This window comes from Bizionia psychrotolerans, from assembly GCF_001039595.1.
In genome coordinates this window covers 19031-40826 of the sequence record NZ_JNGS01000018.1, presented here as the reverse complement: position 1 = coordinate 40826, position 21796 = coordinate 19031, and the positions used below count along the sequence as shown (strand labels likewise).

Annotated in this window: 12 protein-coding genes and 1 pseudogene; 6 read left to right on the top strand and 7 right to left on the bottom strand. The window is 33.6% G+C overall.

What is annotated here, in order from left to right:
* Both GK51_RS02020 and GK51_RS02015 read right to left on the bottom strand, forming a co-directional pair.
* A partial coding sequence (locus tag GK51_RS02020; RefSeq protein ID WP_048331430.1) for a tetratricopeptide repeat protein occupies positions 1–1152 on the bottom strand: 1152 nt, incomplete at its 3' end.
* Between the two features lie 6 nt (positions 1153–1158).
* Positions 1159–1893, bottom strand: a complete 735-nt coding sequence (locus tag GK51_RS02015) for a LytR/AlgR family response regulator transcription factor (protein ID WP_048331428.1) — start codon at positions 1891–1893, stop codon at positions 1159–1161.
* A 614-nt stretch (positions 1894–2507) separates the two neighbouring features.
* Between GK51_RS02015 and GK51_RS02010 the strand changes: the two genes are divergently transcribed.
* The 3 genes from GK51_RS02010 to GK51_RS02000 all read left to right on the top strand — a co-directional run bounded on the left by GK51_RS02010 (position 2508) and on the right by GK51_RS02000 (position 6819).
* Positions 2508–3488, top strand: coding sequence for a ribonucleotide-diphosphate reductase subunit beta (locus GK51_RS02010; RefSeq protein WP_048331426.1), 981 nt, complete (start codon positions 2508–2510; stop codon positions 3486–3488).
* A 179-nt stretch (positions 3489–3667) separates the two neighbouring features.
* Positions 3668–6148, top strand: coding sequence for a ribonucleoside-diphosphate reductase subunit alpha (locus GK51_RS02005; protein ID WP_048331424.1), 2481 nt, complete (start codon positions 3668–3670; stop codon positions 6146–6148).
* A gap of 134 nt (positions 6149–6282) precedes the next feature.
* On the top strand, positions 6283–6819 hold the full coding sequence (locus GK51_RS02000; RefSeq protein ID WP_048331422.1) for a hypothetical protein: 537 nt from the start codon (positions 6283–6285) through the stop codon (positions 6817–6819).
* A gap of 137 nt (positions 6820–6956) precedes the next feature.
* On the opposite strand, the gene GK51_RS01995 is transcribed toward GK51_RS02000, so the two are convergent.
* Positions 6957–9257: an inorganic phosphate transporter gene (locus GK51_RS01995; RefSeq protein ID WP_048331432.1), complete on the bottom strand. Its 2301-nt coding sequence runs from the start codon at positions 9255–9257 to the stop codon at positions 6957–6959.
* Positions 9258–9334: 77 nt separating this feature from the next.
* Complete coding sequence (locus GK51_RS01990; RefSeq protein ID WP_048331420.1) at positions 9335–10543, bottom strand: porin; 1209 nt, start codon at positions 10541–10543, stop codon at positions 9335–9337.
* A gap of 390 nt (positions 10544–10933) precedes the next feature.
* Here GK51_RS01990 and GK51_RS01985 point away from each other — a divergent pair, with 390 nt between their 5' ends.
* Positions 10934–11287 (top strand): toxin-antitoxin system YwqK family antitoxin, encoded by a 354-nt coding sequence (locus tag GK51_RS01985; protein ID WP_048331419.1) that lies wholly within the window; start codon positions 10934–10936, stop codon positions 11285–11287.
* A gap of 81 nt (positions 11288–11368) precedes the next feature.
* On the opposite strand, the gene GK51_RS01980 is transcribed toward GK51_RS01985, so the two are convergent.
* Entirely contained in the window at positions 11369–12559 is a 1191-nt protein-coding gene (locus GK51_RS01980; protein WP_048331417.1) for a hypothetical protein, read from the bottom strand.
* Between the two features lie 41 nt (positions 12560–12600).
* Positions 12601–15414 (bottom strand): TonB-dependent receptor, encoded by a 2814-nt coding sequence (locus GK51_RS01975; RefSeq protein ID WP_048331415.1) that lies wholly within the window; start codon positions 15412–15414, stop codon positions 12601–12603.
* A gap of 184 nt (positions 15415–15598) precedes the next feature.
* Between GK51_RS01975 and GK51_RS01970 the strand changes: the two genes are divergently transcribed.
* Positions 15599–16942: a deoxyguanosinetriphosphate triphosphohydrolase gene (locus GK51_RS01970; protein WP_048331414.1), complete on the top strand. Its 1344-nt coding sequence runs from the start codon at positions 15599–15601 to the stop codon at positions 16940–16942.
* 234 nt (positions 16943–17176) lie between these two features.
* Here GK51_RS01970 and GK51_RS01965 read toward each other — a convergent pair.
* Positions 17177–18941 (bottom strand): annotated as a pseudogene (locus GK51_RS01965) (1-deoxy-D-xylulose-5-phosphate synthase).
* Positions 18942–19086: 145 nt separating this feature from the next.
* Here GK51_RS01965 and GK51_RS01960 point away from each other — a divergent pair.
* On the top strand, positions 19087–21771 hold the full coding sequence (locus tag GK51_RS01960; protein WP_048331411.1) for a T9SS-dependent M36 family metallopeptidase: 2685 nt from the start codon (positions 19087–19089) through the stop codon (positions 21769–21771).
* The last annotated feature ends 25 nt before the right edge of the window (positions 21772–21796 follow it).

Below are 21796 nucleotides of genomic sequence, written 5' to 3'. Positions count from 1 at the left end.
TTTTTTCTCCGTATCATATTTAATAATCAAATCATTTACATACTGAATATTGCGCTCATTGGTTAAGGATTCATCCAACAAAACATGTTCTCGATATGTGTTTAATGCAGCATCATACTGACCAGACAGTTCATAAATTTCGGATAAGTATTTATAGGCTTCAATTTCATAGGATTTGAAATTATACGCTTTGGCAATTTCTAATCCTTTATTTAAATTGGTTTTGGCAGCTTCTAAATTGTTAAGCTTTAACTCAGATAAACCATAGTTTACATATGAAATAGCAATATAAAACTGATCATTCTCTTTTAATGCACGTTGTAAAGCATCTTTAATTATAGCATTTGCTTCGCTGAATTTATTCTGATAGATGTAAACTTTGCCTATGCTATTGAAACAAATTACAATACCTATTTCCGATTCAATTTCATAGTTATATTGTAATGATTTGTTATAATATTCTAATGCTTCATCGTATAAACCCGTTTTTTCTTTAGCATATCCAATATTGTGATTATTGATGGCTAAACCTAGTTTATTATTCAGTTCTTCTTCAACCGCTAAAGATTTGTAAAACTGTGCTAGTGCTAAATCATATTGCTTTAAAGCTAAATAAATATTTCCCATACTATTTTGAGAAACGGCAATACTACGCTTTAATTCTAGTGTCAGTTCTGGAGCATTTTCGGCCAAATCTAGTGCTTGTTTATGGTAATCCAAACCAGACCGAATAGCATCCATACGTCTGTAAACAACGCCCAACATATTTAAGCTTATAACTTCCATTTCAAGGTTTTTACCTTGTCTAGCAGCAGAAAGAGCTTTGGTGTATATGGTTATAGCTTGGTCATAATCCGAGGTGTTTCTAAAATAGCTGCCCAAAGTATTTAGTGCATAACATTCACCATCAAAATAGTTGTTTTTGTGACTTTTATGAACCAAGTAAGAAAGCTTAATCGTGTCCAATTTTACGTTGTAAAAAATGGAATCTAAAGTAGCGTGTCTTGCAGGCTTTTTATTTAGAACGCTATCTACTGTTTTATAGAAAGCTTTTAAATCTTGTTCTTGCGCTGAACTGGAATTTGTTAAGCCTAAAAGTAAATATAGGAATAAGCAACTTCTAAAAAGTTTACCGTAATTATTAGTTTTCATATACGCTTAAACTTTATCTAGAAAATCGGATTTACGTTGTCTGGCAACTGGAATTTTTTCATTAGTTTGCATGACGACATAACCGTCGTTTTTTATAAATTCCTTTATTTTATTGAGGTTTATTATGTAGGAATTATGAATTCGGAAAAAGTAATTTTCAGGCAAAAGAGCATTCACCTCTTTGAGCTTTTTAGTTACTAAAATCTTCTGATGGTCTGCCATTACAAATGTGCTGTAATTACCGTCTGATTCAATGTATATAATATTGTCCGTTTCTAGAAATATTAACTTTCCATCTGTATTTAAAGTAATTTTCTTCTGATTAAAATTTTTGTTGAAGTTTATAAGAATCTCTTCAATTTTCGCTACTGGAAAAGCCGAAGAATTATGTTTTTTTATCCGTTTTAAGGTTTCTTTTAAATCATCTGAATCCACTGGTTTTAAAAGGTAATCAATGGCTTCATGCTTTAAAGCCTTTAAGGCATATTCATTGTAAGCGGTTGTAATAACTACGGAAAAATCTTTTTCCGATAATTTATCTAAAAACTGGAACCCATCCATAGTTGGCATATTAATATCTAAAAACACACAATCGGGTTTGTTTGAGTTTAAATAATCTATGGCTTCCTCTGGCTTGGTAAAAGTGGCTATTATTTCTACTTCGTCGCTAAAGTTTGTTAGCTCCCAAGATAAACTCTCTATCGCTTTTTGCTCGTCGTCTACAATTACTGCTCGTATCATAGTTTCAAATATAATAATTAAGAACTTTTTTATGGTATAAATGACGGGTAATTTGTTTAGGAATTAAAGTGATTAGAGTACCGTTTTTTGTGCATTCATTTTTTACCGAATACACATAATTTATTACCAACCATACAAAAGTGTAGGTAAATTCCTTGAAAATATCTGATATTAGCATTGCTATTAAATTATTATACGATTAAGCATTTATTAAAGGGTATATGCTAATAATCAACAAAAAGCTGGATTTATCTGGCTTTTTGGTTTTATTCACATTATTTAGTTAGTTATATAAAGAGCGAAGTTATTCGCTCTTTTTTTTATTCGAAAATGTCTTCATTTTGTAACTTCTATTTTTATAGCAATCACCCGTTGTTAGGATAGGTTTAATAGGTTATTTCTTACATGAATTTCATAGTCAACAGATGGTTAAAATACTATTAATCAACACTTAAGGTTGTTTTGTTCAAAATAGTTTGAAGGACTGCGTGAATACTGGTTTGTTAAAAACTTGTTGACAATGTTTATAACATTACCTTTCAATTACAGATACAATTTTCAATCTTTGTTAGTCACAGTACATCTCAAATTATTCACCTTAAAAACCACTTATAATGTCTCATCAAATTGAACCCATTCTTCAAGAAAACAAAGATCGTTTTGTTATTTTTCCTATTCAACACAATGATATTTGGGAATGGTACAAAAAATCGGAAGCCAGTTTTTGGACTGCTGAAGAAATTGATTTACATCAAGATCTTACAGATTGGAAAAGTAAATTGAATGATGATGAACGTTATTTTATTAAACACATTTTAGCGTTTTTTGCTGCTAGTGATGGTATTGTAAATGAAAATTTAGCAGAAAACTTCATCAATGAAGTGCAGTATAGCGAAGCCAAGTTTTTCTACGGATTTCAAATTATGATGGAAAATATTCATAGTGAAACTTATTCACTATTAATAGATACTTATGTTAAAGATGATGTTGAAAAGGATCAACTTTTTAATGCTTTAGATAATTTTCCGGCTATTAAGAAAAAAGCAGATTGGGCTTTAAAATGGATTGAATCACCAAGTTTTGGTGAACGCTTAATTGCGTTTGCAGCTGTTGAAGGTATTTTCTTTTCAGGTGCATTTTGCTCTATTTTCTGGTTGAAAAAACGTGGATTAATGCCAGGTTTAACATTTTCAAACGAACTTATTTCTCGTGATGAAGGTGTGCATTGTGATTTTGCTGTGCATTTACACAATAAACATCTTGTAAATAAAGTGCCTAAAGCGCGTATTCGCGAAATTTTAATTGACGCACTAGATATTGAACGTGAGTTTATTACAGAGTCCTTGCCAGCCAGTTTAATTGGTATGAACGCCAAATTGATGTCGCAATATTTAGAGTTTGTAACCGATAGACTTTTAAGTGAATTGGATTGTGAAAAAGAATACAACACAGCCAATCCTTTTGATTTTATGGATATGATTTCATTACAAGGAAAAACAAATTTCTTTGAAAAGCGCGTGTCAGAATACCAAAAAGCAGGTGTGCTAAACAAAGAAGAAGAGAAAGATAAGTTCAGTTTTGATGCTGATTTTTAAATAAAAAACCCTAAAATAATCGTTAATAGCAAAATCAATGGGATGTTCATCCTAACACTTTCCTATTATACGTTTATATAAAATTAAAGTTTAAATTTTTATAGAAATTTAAACAACCCTTTTAGTTATTTAATCCATTTTTCTGAAGGTGTATCAGGAAAACAAAAAACGTGTAAATTATGTATGTAATAAAAAGAGATGGCAGAAAAGAACTCATGATGTTCGATAAAATCACAGCTAGAGTTAGAAAACTGTGCTATGGTTTAAACGAATTGGTAGATCCTTTAAAAGTTGCTATGCGAGTTATAGAAGGACTTTACGATGGTGTAACCACTAGTGAGCTTGATAATTTAGCTGCAGAAATTGCTGCAACCATGACAACGGCTCATCCTGATTATGCACGTTTAGCAGCGCGAATTTCAGTATCCAACCTACATAAAAACACCAAGAAAACCTTTAGTGAGGTTATGCATGATTTGTATACCTACGTGAATCCAAGAACTGGTAAAGATGCACCTTTATTATCTGATGAGGTGTATCAAGTTATAATGGATAATAAGGATAAATTAGATTCAACTATTATCTATAATCGCGATTTCGGTTATGATTATTTCGGATTCAAAACCCTTGAGCGTTCTTATTTATTGAAGCTAAATGGCAAAATTGCTGAAAGACCACAACATATGTTAATGCGTGTTTCAATCGGTATTCATTTAAACGATTTGGATGCGGCTTTAGAAACCTATGAGTTGATGTCTAAAAAATATTTTACACACGCCACACCAACACTTTTTAATTCCGGTACACCAAAACCTCAAATGTCGTCTTGTTTTTTATTAACCATGAAAGATGATAGTATTGATGGAATTTATGATACGTTGAAGCAAACAGCTAAAATTTCACAGTCGGCTGGAGGAATTGGTTTGGCTATTCACAATATTCGCGCAACTGGGAGTTATATTTCTGGAACCAACGGAACATCCAATGGAATTGTTCCTATGTTAAAAGTATTCAATGATACTGCTCGTTATGTGGATCAAGGTGGCGGAAAACGTAAAGGAAGTTTCGCTATGTATATTGAAACCTGGCATGCTGATATTTTCGATTTTCTAGATTTAAAGAAAAATCACGGGAAAGAAGAAATGCGCGCACGTGATTTGTTTTATGCCATGTGGATATCCGATTTATTTATGGAACGTGTTCAAGAAGACGGAAAATGGACTTTAATGTGCCCGAATGAATGTCCTGGAATGGATGAAGTTCATAGCGAAGAATTTGAAGCGCTATATTTAAAATATGAAGCCGCAGGAAAAGGTAGAAAAACCATTAAAGCTCGTGAACTTTGGGAAAAAATATTAGAATCGCAAATTGAAACTGGTACGCCTTACATGCTGTACAAAGATGCAGCCAACCGTAAATCCAATCAGAAGAATTTAGGAACTATTCGTTCGTCTAATTTATGTACGGAAATTATGGAATATACCTCTCCAGATGAGGTTGCCGTTTGTAATTTAGCATCTATTGCATTACCGATGTTTATTAAGAATGGCGAGTTTGATCATAAAGAATTATTTAAAATTACCAAACGCGTTACCAAAAACTTAAACCGCGTTATTGATAGAAATTACTATCCAGTAAAAGAAGCTGAAAATTCCAATTTCCGTCACAGGCCAGTTGGCCTTGGAGTTCAAGGTTTAGCAGATACGTTTATAAAATTACGTTTACCATTTACGAGTGATGAAGCCAAAAAATTAAACCAAGAAATTTTTGAAACGCTCTATTTTGCTGCTGTTACAGCAAGTATGGAAGAAGCCATGGCAGATGGTCCTTACCAAACGTATCAAGGATCGCCTATTAGCCAAGGGGAATTTCAACACAACCTTTGGGGAATTAATGATACCGAATTAAGTGGTCGTTGGGATTGGGAAAAACTGCGAACAGAAGTTAAGGAACATGGTGTTCGTAACTCCTTATTAGTGGCTCCAATGCCAACAGCCAGTACATCGCAAATTTTAGGGAATAATGAATGTTTTGAACCGTACACCTCCAATATTTATACACGTCGTGTATTGTCAGGTGAGTTTATTGTGGTGAACAAACATTTATTAGAAGATTTAGTAGAACTTGGTCTTTGGAACGAAAGTTTAAAACAAGATATCATGAGAGCCAATGGTTCTGTTCAAGATATTGATGGCATTCCACAAGATATTAAAGAGCTTTACAAAACCGTTTGGGAATTAAGCATGAAAGACATTATTGATATGTCGCGTCATAGAGGTTATTTTATTGATCAATCGCAATCCTTAAACTTGTTTATGGAAGGTGCAACCATGGCGAAGTTAACATCCATGCATTTCTACGCATGGAAAAGCGGCTTAAAAACAGGCATGTATTATTTAAGAACGAAGAGTGCTGTAGACGCTATTAAGTTTACGCTAGATTCCAAGAAAAAAGAAGAACCAGTAGCTGAAATTGTAGAAGTTGTTGAGAAGGATTCAATGGTTGAACAACAAAAACAGCAAGCAGCAAAAACAGCCGCTAAATTTGCCCAAAAGCAAACAGCTGAAGAAGTGGAACCCATGTCTGCTGATGAAATGAAAGCACTTATTGCCCAAGCAAAAGAAGCAGAAGGTGATGATTGCTTGATGTGTGGTTCTTAATTTTAAATGACGTAACGCGTTATAAATTTCAATAAAATTCGTCAATTCGATTAGGTTTCAACCAACTATAATGGTTGAAACCTGTATCGATAATTTGATTTTGGACTGAATACGAATTCCCACTATTGAAGAAAATGGATAAAAAAATAATCACCGAGTATAATTTAAATCTCATCCAGAAAGTACATGTTTCAATAATTTTAGGAATTGGAATTTCTATATTCTTTCTAATCAAAAACAATTTATTTAGAGATTTAAACGAACTCTTACTTCTTCTATTTCTAACAGTTTTTATAATTGGAACAATATCCTTGGTGATTTCTAAATTAGGATTATTAATTCGTGATAATGAACTGTACAAAGCATATTTTGTTTTTGGTTTTTTGATTTATAAACAAAATATTGACATAGAAAATAAGCGTATTGTTTCAATCCTAAAATTAAAAAGAGCGAATGGAATGCCGACAGTCGGATTGGTTTCTCCCCAAGGAGTTGATAGCTTTTATAAATTTTATGCTTACTTATTGGATAAGTCGCATACTGAAAAGACGGAACTAATCGGATTGAAAAAATTGAAAAATGCTGAATTAATCGTTGCGTTTTTACAAAAACACTTAAACTTTGATTACGAATTGTATAGCCCAAACTTTGATTTAAAAAGCAAAGGGTAAAGCAGTATGTGAAAAATGCTTATGTTAGTTCTGGTAGATTTTAATTACGTAATGGAATGAGATATAGGATCATAAATTCAAAATAAAAAAAGCATCTCCTTCGAGATGCTTTTTTCTATAAAAAACTTAACTATATATTAATCGTCAGATTCCGAAACCTTTGCAGGTTCCACTGAACTATCATGTGCATTATGGTATTCTTCTAAAAGATTCATAGTGGCATTTAATAAATCTTTAGTCTCTAATAATACACTGAAATACAACGTCGTGTTTTTCGGACTAGATTCTTCCGTTCTAGTACGTTCCACTTGTCTCTGGATTTTATGCGTTACCATATCCATAATTTCCTTCTTTCTACCGATAATAATCCCAATATCCTCAAATGAACCTGTATCGAAAGCGGCTTTGGTATTTGCAAATAAACGCTCAAAACGTTCGTCCACTTCCTTCAGCTCTTTAATTTGACTAAATTTCAGTTTCTTATGGTTGTTATTCACGTGCTTGTGACTAATTTTCGAGATATATTCCAAGGACTGTGTAATATCTTGCAAATAGCCTAAAACATTGATGTAAAAGTTACTAGCAGCAACACTAGATTCGTCTAAATTCTTAATAAAGTAGAAGATATTATCTCGTAACTCATCAATCTCATCAGAGAGTTTAACAACTTGTTTCTTATTCTTTTTAAGAAGTGATAAATCTTGTTTTGCTAAACCATTAATCGCATTGGTATAAATACGATTTCCACGTTTGATAACATTAGCAATATTTTTGGTGCTTTCATGAATTACACCTTGAATAGAGCTGCTTTCAGCACGTGTTAAGCTATCTTCTGCTTTTATTTCTTTCGTTTTCTTATTGTGAGAAATATAGTTTCTTACTAATAAAATAGTTGCTAATAATAATAGAACAGGAACCATGATGGTAACGTTCCAATTTAATAAGTAAGCAATGATTGCAGCTGCTACAAAGGCTATGAAAGCTGTAAAGAACCAACCACCAATCACGTTTAAAACACCAGCTACACGATACACAGCACTTTCTGCTCCCCAAGCACGATCCGCTAATGAGGTACCCATGGCAACCATAAATGTTACGTAAGTTGTAGAGAGTGGCAATTTCATAGAGGTTGCAATAGAAATTAATACTGCTGCAACCATAAGGTTCACAGCTGCACGAACTAAATCGAATGCAGGTAACTCATATGTTTTATCTTTTTTAAGTTTTAAAACTGGGACTTCAAATTGCTTATCAATTTTTGCTTGCCACGATGTTGGTAAAACATAAGACGACATTTGAGACGCTAAAACAGCAAATCGTACAAACCCTCTTGATAAAAAGTTAGGTTGAAAACGTTCTTTAGTTTCACCTTGACTGGATAAATCTAATGAGGTTTTAACAACTGCTTTCGCTTTACTTGAAAACCATAAGGTTGCCACCATTATTAAACCTGCTCCAACTAATAAATAGGTTGGAGTCGCAACTTTATCAGCTAAAAACCCCATGCTAAATGCTTCAGCTGGAACTCCTGAAGCTGCCCAAGTAGTATATGAAAGCCACCCAGCAATTGGTACTCCAATAAAGTTTACCAAATCATTACCAGCAAAAGCTAATGCTAATGCAAACGTTCCAACTAGAATAATAAGTTTATAAATGTTTACTTTAAAAACCGTCATTAATAGAAGGGATAACAAGGTCCAGAAAACTAAACTTATCAATACAACAAGCCCAACTTGGTCTGCAAGCAAGCCGTTTATGCTTTCACCATTTAAAAAAGAAAATTCTGTATTGCCAAATGCCATACCTTTTAAACCCTTAATAAATATGAAATAGGTGAGTGAGGTTAAGGCAATTCCGCCAAATAAGGCACCAACCCATTTTGCTTTTTTCTCAAAATTATTAGATAATAATAATCGTGCAACCCATTGAACAATGGCACCAATTGAGAATGCGACGACCACCGAAAGCAGGATTCCGAATATAATTTCGGCTGCTTTGGAGGTGTTGATATAATTTACAAGATCACTAAAAGTTCCACCATCATGACCAATTTTAATTAATGAAATGGCCACAGAAGCTCCTAATAATTCAAAAACAATAGATACCGTTGTTGATGTTGGCATTCCAACGGAATTGAAAAAGTCTAAAAGCAGGATGTCCGTAATCATCACAGCCATAAAGATGATCATGATTTCATTAAACATAAATTCGTGTGGATTGAAAATACCTTTTCTAGCAACCTCCATCATACCACTTGAAAAAACGGCTCCTACCGCTACACCAACACTCGCAACAATCATAATTGTTCTGAAAGAAATGGCTTTAGATCCGATGGCTGAATTCAAGAAATTCACAGCATCATTACTCACGCCTACCACCAAATCAGCGACTGCTAAAACGGCTAGGGCAATAATCATTAATAAGTATATATTATCCATAATTTGTTTTAAAATAATTTGCAAATATCTAAAGTGTAAACGATAGAGATGTTACCTTAATGTTATATTTATTCAGTTTAAAAATGTATTTCAAATTGTAATCTATATGCTAATGTGCCATTGGCACTTTCAATATCTACATAGGTAACATCAGATTGAACTTTTAATTTATGACCAACAATGTATTTTGAAACACCTAATGTGTATTCATCTACTTTGTTTTTACCAGTAATATTTTTGTCTAAGCTAACATTAGAATAACGACCAGCTAATTCCCAATTAGCCTTAAAAAGGTAACCGGCTTGTAGGTTTATAGCGTTTCCTATATCTACAACATCTCCAGTTGGCGTGTCATCACTATTCATTGCTATTGGATCATCTGCATCTCTGTTTGCAAATTCACCCATAAACGAAAAACCTTGGTATTTAAACATGGCATCTACAAACAATGTGGTAATGTTGGTTTCGTGGAATCCAGTGTCTGTAACCATGTAGCTTCCGCTATTACTTCTCGTTCTTACTGCATTATTGTTAAAGTCATAGGATATTCCTAATGCTAGTTTAGGGCTTTCTGTCCGTTTTAAATCACTTCCTATATAGTCTTCTTTTCCACTGAAATTACCAAGGGGTAAAAATTCTAAACGACCTGTGTATTGATGGCCTCCAATATTACCACTCGTCACATTTCGGCCTTCGCCTTGAGAAATAGAAACAATTTCCCTAATTACGAATTCATCGGATACATTCATATGATGTCTAAGTTGTATTCCTAAATCTCTATCAATATTGAATCCTGCATTTAAGATAGAGCGATCTACGAACTGCAAGTTTGCTGAAGATATAACGCGTTCACGGTTTCCTGGCAATTTAGTTTGCCCAAACCATAACGAGAAGTTCTCATGAAAATTCCACTTAATAACCGCATCCAAAATATATCTTGGAGCATTGCTAGTAAATTCTGACGCGCCTGATATATCTCTGTTTGAAAGCCCAATTTCAAGTTTGTATTCTAATTTAGGCGTTAAAGCGTAGCCGTCAAATTTTAATCGCGCTCTTCTAACTAAAAAATTGGAGTAAGGATCGGTAAGGTTTCCATTATTATTTTCCCAAGTAGCTAAGGCGAGGAATTGCATTCTTGCACCAACTTTCATGGTCCAAGAACTATCTTTTCCAACGAGGTTAAAAATTCCTTTTCCAAATTTTGGAGAAGCAATTTCTTGAGCAATTGTCAAATTAATTACACTTAAAAATAATAATACGACACAAAGCGTACTTTTATATTTCATAATTAGAGTATTAGTTTTTGTCGCTGCAAATAACCAACTCTAATGTTAAATTAATGTTTCCTCAATATTATTAGTATATAAATAAAAAAAGGCTGCTTTGGCCAAAAGCAGCCGCTAGAATTCATAATAATATAGTCGACAAAAACTAATAGATTATATGAAATTACTAATTGTTTTGTCTTAAGACATCACAAATATGGATAATATATATGTCTTTACTGTAATGACAATATTAAGGAATTATTAAGTATTTATTTTTTATCGATATTTTTGTAATCATCACTAAATCAACATTATACGGTTTCAATGTTAAATTAACGTTACCTAATTGTTGATTTACAGTTAATAAATTATTATATTTAGCTATTGAAAATTTAAAAACCCATAATTATGAAGAACCTTGTATTTATTTTCACCTTTTTAATTACTGTGGTCTCTTTTGCACAACAAGAGAGAGATTTAAAACTGAACAATGACACGAATGTTATTGATGTTACCTACTATCATGACAATGGAGTTGTAAGCCAAACAGGCTCATATACTTTAGATGGGAAACTTCAAGGAACTTGGTTGAGTTTTAATACAGCAGGTGAGAAAATTGTTTCTGCGAATTATAATAATGGAAAGAAAGTCGGCAAATGGTTTTACTGGTCTAGTGAAACTTTAAAAGAAGTAGATTATAGTAACAATGCTATTGCAAGTGTTAATGAATGGAATAAGTCCAGTTTAGCACAGCGTGATTAAAACGTTATAAAAGAAAAAAAGAGCATCCGTTGGATGCTCTTTTTTTTTGACTAATTTTTAAAAATTATAATTTATGCAACTTTATTGCACAGTCCAATTTGCTCCCCAAGAAGCATAGTCAGTTCCTGTTCCGTTTCCAGTTCCGGAAATAAAATCATCTATTGTAAACATGATTTCTGTATCATTTTTCATAGAAAGTGTTACATCTGTAAAGGTAACATCAGTAACTTTTAAATCGTTACTAACAACACCGTTTCCTGTGGGATTATCACCTAAATCACCATCCAAGTCGAATCCTTCACCATAACCTTGAATTAGTACGTTGGTGAAAATACCTTGAGTACCAGCTCTTAAACGAACTGCTTCGCTATCAGGATCCGTTGAAGTACCTAAACCAATAATTGTTAAATTTGTAACTGTCGGTTTTGAGTAATAACCACCTTCATTACTAAAGTCTGTATTATAACCATCAGCTTCAATACCCTTATCATGGTCAGTTCCATGTTGAACATAGGCATTTGTAATAGTTCCTGTGTAACCTTCTGTCCAGTCAATGGAATCATCTTGTGCATTGATAACTGAAACAAAACTCACATTTACAGTTCCTCCAAAAAATTCAATACCATCATCTTTTCCTTCAAAAGCTTGTATGTATTCAACAACCGTTTCATTACCTACACCATAAAAAGAAAATCCATTATTTTCAGATTGACCATCAGCAGCACCACCTGAATATTCAACACGTACGTAACGAATTGTTCCAGATGAATCATCTGCTAGATTCCCACCATAAGGCAAACTTGCGATTTCAGAAGTTGAAGTACCGCTACCTGTAACTGAATTAATTGGTGCTTTACCTAAAATAATTAATCCTCCCCAATCTCCAGCTGCTGGTGAATTGGCGTTTGATGTCATTACAATTGGGCTATTTGCCGTACCAGTTGCAATTATTTTGGCACCTTGAGAGATGGCAATATAAACGTCAGCTCCAGTGGCTTCAGCATAAATAGTGACACCTTCATTAATTATCAAGTTTGCACCTGATGCCATAATTACAGGTCCATTAATGATGTAGCATTTGTTAGCATCTAATTCCAAATCAGATGTATATTCGGCAGCTGGAATAACGATGCAAGAATCATCTGTATTACCACCACCATTGTTGTTAACAACACTACTGTTATCATTAATGATAATATCCGCAGTGTCATCTGATGAACATGAGAAGAGCATGGATACGATTGCTAATCCTAAAATTAAATTATTTTTCATTGTGTTTTAGTTTAATTAATTTCTATTATTTAAAATGATTGTTAAAATGAGTATTTAAGTTGTAATCCGATGTCCATACCACGTTTGTAATCTGAAACGCCTTTACCATTTGCTGAATTCACAACAATGTCTCCCAAAGTAGTTTCACGAACATATTTAACGGTTGGATTTAGTAAATTCATAACACTTAAGTTGATTTCAAACTTGTTGTTAATGGTGTTTTTCCAAATAAAATCCAGTGTTGGAACACCTTTTTCAATCACGTTTCCTAATTGTCCTGAACCTAAAGCGTCAATTCTATCAGAGAAATATGAGAATACTAAATTGGCAACTGGTTTGTAGTTTTTAAATGTTGGAGAGTAGCTGATATCAGCATTCAACAGGAAAGGTGAAGCACCTTGAAGTTCGTCTTTTGTTCTGTTGAAACTTACGTCGTAAAAATCGCCATCAATACGTTCATGCAAGTCTTGAGTTGTGTGCATGTAGGTGGCATTTAAGCCAACTGATAAATCCGAGTTGTCATTTTCATTTGTAATAAGATTTTTTCTGACTTCCAATTCAATTCCGTAAACGTTAGCTTTATCACCAGTTCTAAAATACCGTTGTGTTCCAGTTGCATCAGCACCAACTACTAGATTGATAGGGTCTTTGATGATTTTTGTGAAGGCTCCAAGCGATAAAATTTCACTTTTACTAAAAAACCATTCATATTTTAAATCGAAATTGAAAATTTTAGAATAGCCTTTTTCAAGTAAATCTGGATTTCCACCTACACGTACTGAAATATCTTCGTAAACAAATGGTGCTACTTCTTTGAATTCTGGAAGTGAAGCCGTTTGACTTGCAGAAAGTCTTAAGTTTTGATCTTCATCCAAGCTATATTTAACATTTAAACTTGGAAGGAATAAGTTGTTTTTAGATGTAATATCATCCTTGCCACGTAAGCCTAAATTAATAACATCAAAAGCAATATTTTGCTCAATGGATTCTAAACGAACACCAGGTACAAACAACCATTTGTCGCCAGCAGTAATTTCAGCATTCATATAACCAGCATAAATATCAATTTTACCTTGATACGTGTTTTCTGGTAATCCAGGTCTATTTGTGTTTGTATAACCCGGAACTGGTTTAATAACTTTTATTTCATAAAGACCACCTGTGTTTTCATTAATTTGGAGATTATCTAACGAAAAGATATTATTAAAATTATTTACATCTGTAACAGGGAAATTACCCTGAATAATATCATAACCGTATCGGATGTTATCAAAATTACGTGTTTTGCTTTTTCCGTTATAACCAATATTTAATTTTATATTATCTGTTGCTTGATAGGCGAAATTTAAGTTTCCGTTGTATTCATCATCGGTAATACTTTGAAAATAACGCTGATTATCAAAATCTACATTACTATAAAATATAGGATTAGAGCTTGGGTCATTATCAAAAGCAAGATGGTAATTTTCTAAACTGATTCGTTTACGGTCTGGTTGATCCGCGTTTACATAGTTATAACCAAATCCCCAATCCACTTCAATTTTCCCCGATTTATGATTTCCCAATAATTGATTGACGAACATTTTTGTTTGGTCAAATTGTACATTCATTTGGTAAAAACCTTCGTCGGTATTTTGAATGGCATCTCGGTTTCTTCCGTTACCATTTGTTCCAAAATAGCCAACCACATCGGATGAATTATTAATAAAAACCGAATTGTATTTAATGGTATTGGCATCGTCTATTTTATAATTTACATTTGCCATAGCAGTTGTTGTGGTGCTATATTCGTATTCTTCGGCACTATCAACAAATGCTTTTTTCTCTACTAACGTATAATCTCTGGTGGTACCTTGACGGTATTCATAACCGTTTTCAAAAGAGCCTGTAGTAAAAATGCTTAATCGCGAACCGTTTTTAAAATTGAAAGATTTTCCAGTAGACGCACCATAACTCACATTAATAGGTGTTCCAGCAGAAACAGGGTCGAAACCATGAGATAAAACAACAGCAAACGGATTATGATCATAACGACCATAGTATCCGAAATAACCTGTTCCTTCACTTCTTACAAATTCTTTGTTAATGGCATTGGTGTTGAAACCGCTACCTGTAAACACATCTAAAAACCCATTCCCTTTATAATCCTTTGAGTTGATATTGACATTTCCTGCAGAGAAATCACCATAAAAACCAGCTGCATAAGCCTTACTAATGGATACGTTTTCAATGATATCTGATGAGAATAAATCTAAATCTATATTCTTTTTATTCACATCACTGGATGGCAATGATAAGCCGTTCATAGTGGTATTTAAATACCGATCTCCTAATCCACGAACATAAACGTTGCTAGACCCTTCTTGTTTTGAAACACCAGATATTTTAGCAACAGCACCAGCCGCATTACTTACACCTTTTCGTGATAATTCTTCAGCACCAATACTTTGTTTGATTTCAACCGCTTTTTTCTGTTCAAGTAATAAGGCTACTTCACTTTCGCGTTTAGCAGTTGTGGTGATGACAACTTCATCTAATGAAGCAGCACTAGCAGCCATTGGTAAATTAATTTCAGTAATCTTACCGGCAACTATTTTAGCTTCAATTTCTTGTGTTTGGTAGCCAACAAAACTAAATACAATAATATAATTACCTGGCTCCAGATTATCTATAATATATAAACCATCCATATCGGTTGTGGTTCCTTTTGCAGTGCCTTTTATAATAACATTTGCAAAGGGTAGTGGCTCATCATTATATTCCTGATCCGTGATTTTTCCAGCTAATGAACCTGTATTTTGAGAATACGATATTAGGGTTGTAAATAATAACAGGTTAAGAAGTAAATATTTCATATAATTATTACAAATTTTCTTGCCGCAAAGAAACTACAGATGTGTAATCTCAAGGTTAAGTGGGCATTAAACCTATGTCATAAAACCATTACCTCAATGTTACGAGATTTAATATTGAATCTGATTTGGAAACAGTTTCTTAACATTGAAAAAATGGTATCTTGCAACTCAATATATTAGCAGCATGAACTGGGAACAATTATTATCATTAAAGCGCTTTGGCGATACCAATAAGCGTTTACGAAAAGAGCAAGATGAAACCCGTTTAGGGTTTGAAGTAGATTATGATCGGATTATTTTTTCATCAGAATTTAGAAGCTTACAAGATAAAACCCAGGTTATTCCCTTATCTCAAACAGATTTTGTTCACACACGATTAACCCATAGTTTGGAAGTAAGTGTTGTAGGAAGAACGTTGGGTAGATTAGTTGGCAAGCAGTTAATTGAAAAATATCCGCATTTACAAAATATTCATGGCTATCAACCAAATGATTTTGGTGCTATCGTTGCAGCCGCTGCATTGGCGCATGATATTGGAAATCCGCCTTTTGGACATTCAGGAGAAAAAGCCATTGGCGAATTTTTTAAATCGGGATCAGGACAGGTTTTCAAAAGTGAATTGACCGATAAAGAATATCAAGATTTATGTGATTTTGAAGGTAATGCCAATGGGTTTAAAATTTTAACCGAAAGTCGAATAGGTCGTGAAGGAGGCTTGCGTTTAAGTTATTCTACTTTAGGTGCCTTTGCTAAATATCCGAAAGAATCCTTACCTAAAAAACCAACGATGCATATAGCTGATAAAAAATATGGCTTTTTTCAAGGAGACAAAACAGCTTTTGACGATGTGGCAAAAGAGTTAGGTTTAATTTCCAGAGGATCCGATGATAACATTAGTTATGCTAGACATCCTTTAACATTTTTAGTAGAAGCCGCTGATGATATTTGCTATACGATTATAGATTTTGAAGATGGTATTAATTTAGGGTTGATTCAAGAGGAGTTTGCTTTGGAGTATTTAATTAATTTGGTGCGAGATAGTATCCAAACTAAAAAATATCATCAATTATCTACCACTCAAGATCGGATTAGCTATTTAAGAGCTTTGGCCATTAACACTTTAATTAATGAAGCCGTTTCTGTTTTTATTGAAAACGAAGAAGCTATTTTGAATGACGATTTTAAAATTGCATTATTAGATAAAAGTAAATATGAAGCACAGATTACTGATATTATTAACATTAGTGTGAAAAATGTGTATCAATCTAAAGAGGTCGTGGAAAAGGAAATTATGGGTTATCGGGTTATAAACACCTTATTGGAAACTTATGTGTCTGCCGTAAATAATGCGTATAATGGCAATGCTTCAAATTATGATAACCTGATATTAAATACCCTATCAGGAAGCATCAATATTCAAGAAGATTTAATCTATAAACGCTTATTAAATGTCTGTAATTACGTGGCATCTTTATCTGATAGTCGTGCAATTTTAATTTACAAGAAAATAAAAGGAATGTCTTTTTAGTAAGATAAAACTTTCAAATTTAGTGTTTAATCGAATTTACTTGCGTATTAACGATATATGTTTTACATTTAGTTCTCAAATGCTAATTGAACCTAACTAAAATGAAAAAAAATATACTAGGAGCTATCGTTATATTTTTTGTAACCTTTGCTAGTTTGCTTGTTATTAGCGAGCTGTCCAATTCAAACGATTCGGATTTCAACGCTACACAATTTTACGCAGAAGAGTCGTAAGCTATGAATTCATTATTGCCACAACAAAGTCTCTAATTTTTTTAGGGCTCATGTTTGTTATTTCTTCAAGTTCTTCTATGGTACCTTGTTCAATAAATTGATCAGGAACACCTAAAATTTGCAACGTATTATTGTATTCAAATTGTGCTTTAAATTCTGCAATAGCACTTCCAAAACCTCCTACAATAGTTCCGTTTTCAATCGTTATAACAATTTTATGGCTCTCAAAAATAGTATGTAATAATGGCTCATCAAGAGGTTTAATAAATGCCATATCGTAATGCGAAATGGGCAAATCACTTATAGCTTCTGTTACATTTTTGGCTGTGCTGCCAATACTCAAAACGGCAATATTTTCGCCGTGCTTCAATTTTTCACCTTTACCAAGTATTATTTCTTTTAAGGGAACTTGCCAATCTATAATAGTTCCACGACCTCTTGGGTACCTGATAGCTAACGGGTTTTTTAATTTACCCAGTTGTGCTGTGAAAATTAGATTTCTTAAAGTAATTTCATTTCTTGGTGCTGCAATTATCATGTTTGGAATGCAACGTAAATAAGCCATATCAAAAACACCATGATGTGTGGCGCCATCTTCACCAACTAAACCGGAACGATCCAAACAGAAAATAACAGGTAAATTCTGCAAAGCGACATCATGTATAATTTGGTCGTAAGCACGTTGTAAAAAGGTGGAGTAAATATTGCAAAAAGGAATTAAACCTTGAGTCGCCATTCCAGCAGCAAGGGTTACAGCATGTTGTTCGGCAATTCCAACATCAAACGCACGATCAGGAAATACATCCATCATGTATTTTAAGGAACTTCCAGTTGGCATAGCTGGCGTAATGCCAACAATTTTTGTTCTTTTTAGCTAATTCAAGCAATGTAATACCAAATACATCCTGATATTTCGGTGGTTGTAAAGCGGACGTTTTTGGTGGAATATCACCTGTTATGGCATCAAATTTTCCAGGAGCATGATACACCACTTGATTTTCTTCGGCTTGTTTCAAACCTTTTCCTTTAGTAGTAATTACATGAAGGAATTTTGGGCCTTTAACGGTTTTCAATCGTTCTAATTCGGTAATTATTTTAAAAACATCATGCCCATCAATGGGTCCAGAGTAATCAAAATTTAAGGCTTCAAAAATATTATCTTGGTTTTGGGTACCCGTTTTTACACTGGTTAAATATTGTTTTAAAGCACCAACACTTGGGTCAATTCCAATAGCATTATCATTTAAAATAACTAATAAATTAGCATTAGTTACGCCAGCATGATTTAATCCTTCAAAAGCCATTCCACTGGCTATGGATGCGTCACCAATTACCGCAATATGGTGTTTATCAAAATCTCCTTTAATTTGTGAAGCAATAGCCATACCTAAAGCAGCTGAAATGGAAGTTGAGGAATGTCCAGTTCCAAACGTATCAAACGTGCTTTCAGAGCGTTTTGGAAACCCACTAATACCGTCTAATTGCCGGTTGGTATGAAAATCAGCTTTCCTATTAGTCAATATTTTATGCACATATGCTTGATGGCCAACATCCCAAATTAATAAATCATCAGGCGTATTAAATGCATAATGAAGCGCAATGGTTAGTTCCACAACACCTAAACTAGCACCTAAATGACCTTCTTTAGTGGCGACCATATTGATAATAAATTGACGCAGCTCTAAAGCTAAATCTGGAAGTTGATTTTGATTTAGTTTGCGTAAATCTAAAGGCGTGTTTATTGCGTTAAGAATATTTAAATTCATCTATGTAGAATATGATGTAAAGCTATCAAAATAGCTTGTACTTTTATAATAACTTGATTTAAATATATAATTATTCTAAATTCTCATGCTAACTTCCTTATATTTGATGCATTATACTAAATTCTCTAATTTTTAATTAAAAGAAATGAAAAATAACTACGCAAAACATTTACTTTTTTTAGCAGTCTTGGTTTTTGCCAACATGCTTTACGCCCAAAGTAATTTGGTGGATTCTAATTACGCTTCTGTAATTCAAGATTACCTTAATCAAAATAAAGAAAAATACGGTTTAACAGTCAGTGATATTTCTGAGTTATCCGTTAATAACGAAGTGTTTTCTAAAAGCACTAAAATTACGCATGTTTACCTGAATCAAAGATACCAAGGTATTTCAATTTTTAATGCTGTATCTAGTGTGGCCATAAAAGGCAATGCTGTTTTTTATTATGCTAATGGTTTTACTGGAAATATTAATGAAAGAGTCAATACAGCCTTACCACAATTATCAGCGCAGCAGGCAATTCAACGTGTTGCTTCAATTTTAAATTTAGGAGCGATTCAAAATTTAGATTTACTTGAAAAAAATAATAATGACTATATCTTTTCTAATGGAAATATTTCTCAAACAACTATTCCTGTTAAATTAGTTTATTTTAAAGATGAAGCTGGAAATTTATCCCTTTCCTGGGATTTAAGCGTTCATACAATGAACGGGAATAATTGGTATAGCGTTCGAGTAGACGCTATTTCAGGTGAAATAATTGATCAAAGTGATTGGATTATAGCTTGTAATTTTGGCGATTCAGAACATGCAAATCATGGTCATGTTTCAGATCAAATGGCTCCTAAGGAATCTAATTTTACACTTTTTAAAGATGCTGCTTTGGTAGCAGATGGATCGCAATATAGTGTATATGCGCTTCCAGTTGAAAGCCCTAATCATGGTAGTAGAACTGTGTTGCAGGAACCTGCAGATAACGATGCCTCACCTTTTGGATGGCATGACACCAACGGTTCGGCAGGTGCGGACTTTAATACTACGCGTGGTAATAATGTTTGGGCCATGGAAGATAGAAACGGTAATGATGGTTTTGGATACTCTCCAAATGGAACCACGTCTTTAAACTTTGATTTCCCATTAGATTTCAATCAAGAACCAGAAGGCTATCAAGATGCTTCCATAACAAACTTATTTTATGTAAATAATGTCATGCACGATATTTGGTATAAATATGGTTTTGATGAAGCAAGTGGTAATTTTCAAGCTAATAACTACGGAAATGGAGGTGCAGGTAATGATTATGTTCGTGCTGATGGTCAAGATGGAAATGGTGTTGGTACATCTATAAACAATGCTTTTTTTGGAACACCTGCAGATGGAGCTAGCCCAAGCATGAGAATGTTTCTATGGTCACCAGTTGGAGGAGGCTTGCAAGATTTGGTTACTGTAAATAATACGTCAGTAGCTGGCACATATACAGCTGTTAATCCTGCAACAGCAGCACCAAACAATATTTTAGGAATTGGTCAAGTACCTGTTACCGCTGATTTACAATTAGTAAATGATAGTACATCATTACCAACAGAAGGTTGTAATGCTATTGCAAGTGTGGCAGGTAAAATTGCTGTAATTAGAAGAGGTAACTGTCCTTTCGTAGATAAAATACAAAACGCTCAAGACGCAGGAGCTGTTGCTGTAATTGTTATAAATCATAATAATCCAACGAATGATCCTGCATATGTACCTTATGTAAACATGGCTGGTGAAGTTAATCCACCATTTACAATTCCTTCCGTATTTATGAATTTTGCCGATGGCGAACTTTTAATTGCTGCTATGCAAAGTGAAACTGTTAATGTAACACTTCAAGGGCCAAGCCCTTTTATGTTAGACGGAAGTTTAGATAATATGATTGTTGCTCATGAATATGGACATGGTATTTCTAATCGCTTAACTGGTGGTGCTAATTTAGCCGGTTGTTTACAAAATGAAACGCAAATGGGTGAAGGCTGGTCTGATTGGTTTGCCTTAATGATAACCTTACAAGGTACGGAAGATTATGCTGCAGGACGTGGTATGGTAACATATGCTGCAGGACAAGGTGTAGATGGTATAGGAATTAGAAATGCCAAATACGCGACTGATTTTTCAGTAAATGATTTTACTTACGCAGACACCAATAATACAGCGCAAGTATCTCAACCACACGGAATAGGTTTTATATGGGCAACTATGTTATATGATTTAACAGATGCTTATGTAACCAAATATGGCTTTGATGAAGACATTTATAATGGAACTGGTGGAAATAACAAAGTGATGCAATTGGTTATTGATGGTCTTAAAATACAACCATGTGGTCCAGATTTTATAGACGGTCGTGATGCGCTTTTAGCTGCAGACATGGCAACTACTGGTGGTGAAGATCAATGTATGATTTGGGAAGTTTTTGCTAATAGAGGTTTAGGTTTAAATGCATCTGGCGGAAGTAAATTTAGCAGAACCGATCAGGTTGAAGATTTTAGTATGCCTTTAGACACAGACCCAAGCTTGCAAAACTGTACAAGTTTAAGTGTAGATGAGTTTAAGCAAAGCGATTATAAAGTGTATCCAAACCCAACTAATAATAACCTGTTTATTAAAACGAATAAGAGTTTTGGACAAGTAACAATGACTATTACCGATCTTAATGGAAGACAGGTTTACAACAAACAAGTTGATTTATTTGGTACGGTTGAAATTAATATGAATAAGTTACAATCAGGTATTTATATCCTAAATATGAAAGGGCAGAACATAGATGCCAACCATAAGATTATTAAAAATTAATATTTTTTGAATGATATTTTTAAAA

What these genes read in the sequence shown, in the direction of transcription:
- GK51_RS02015 (WP_048331428.1), bottom strand. Translation starts at nt 1,893, where the DNA reads ATGATACGAGCAGTAATTGTAGACGACGAGCAAAAAGCGATAGAGAGT.
- GK51_RS02010 (WP_048331426.1), top strand. Translation starts at nt 2,508, where the DNA reads ATGTCTCATCAAATTGAACCCATTCTTCAAGAAAACAAAGATCGTTTT.
- GK51_RS02005 (WP_048331424.1), top strand. Translation starts at nt 3,668, where the DNA reads ATGTATGTAATAAAAAGAGATGGCAGAAAAGAACTCATGATGTTCGAT.
- GK51_RS02000 (WP_048331422.1), top strand. Translation starts at nt 6,283, where the DNA reads ATGGATAAAAAAATAATCACCGAGTATAATTTAAATCTCATCCAGAAA.
- GK51_RS01995 (WP_048331432.1), bottom strand. Translation starts at nt 9,257, where the DNA reads ATGGATAATATATACTTATTAATGATTATTGCCCTAGCCGTTTTAGCA.
- GK51_RS01990 (WP_048331420.1), bottom strand. Translation starts at nt 10,543, where the DNA reads ATGAAATATAAAAGTACGCTTTGTGTCGTATTATTATTTTTAAGTGTA.
- GK51_RS01985 (WP_048331419.1), top strand. Translation starts at nt 10,934, where the DNA reads ATGAAGAACCTTGTATTTATTTTCACCTTTTTAATTACTGTGGTCTCT.
- GK51_RS01980 (WP_048331417.1), bottom strand. Translation starts at nt 12,559, where the DNA reads ATGAAAAATAATTTAATTTTAGGATTAGCAATCGTATCCATGCTCTTC.
- GK51_RS01975 (WP_048331415.1), bottom strand. Translation starts at nt 15,414, where the DNA reads ATGAAATATTTACTTCTTAACCTGTTATTATTTACAACCCTAATATCG.
- GK51_RS01970 (WP_048331414.1), top strand. Translation starts at nt 15,599, where the DNA reads ATGAACTGGGAACAATTATTATCATTAAAGCGCTTTGGCGATACCAAT.
- GK51_RS01960 (WP_048331411.1), top strand. Translation starts at nt 19,087, where the DNA reads ATGAAAAATAACTACGCAAAACATTTACTTTTTTTAGCAGTCTTGGTT.